Origin of the sequence: Mesorhizobium sp. M1A.T.Ca.IN.004.03.1.1 (assembly GCF_003997555.1) — a bacterium.
Lineage (GTDB): Bacteria > Pseudomonadota > Alphaproteobacteria > Rhizobiales > Rhizobiaceae > Mesorhizobium.
In genome coordinates this window covers 1-257 of record NZ_RZTV01000610.1, presented here as the reverse complement: position 1 = coordinate 257, position 257 = coordinate 1, and the positions used below count along the sequence as shown (strand labels likewise).

The following is a 257-nucleotide window of genomic DNA, read 5'->3' as shown; positions in this document are numbered from 1 at the left end:
CCGAGCAGTGCAGGGCGCTGAACCGACACATTCTGCAACGGGCGCTTGTCAGCATGGATCTGCATCACATGGTATCGCCGGTGACCGGCGGCGGGATCGGGCTCAACCACATGACACAGCTATTCGTGCTCGCCACTACCGCGGGCAAAGAGGGCGCGGAGGCCTTGGCCAACTATGTGTGGGATTTCCTGGACAGCACTGGCGAACGCCTCGTGAGGGACGGCAACAAGATTGAAGCCAAGGACGAAAACTTGAAG

Annotated in this window: 1 pseudogene; it reads left to right on the top strand. The window is 59.9% G+C overall.

The features are described from left to right. Positions 1 to 53: 53 nt before the first annotated feature. A pseudogene (locus EOD29_RS33080) lies at positions 54 to 257 on the top strand (methyltransferase); the annotation flags it as partial.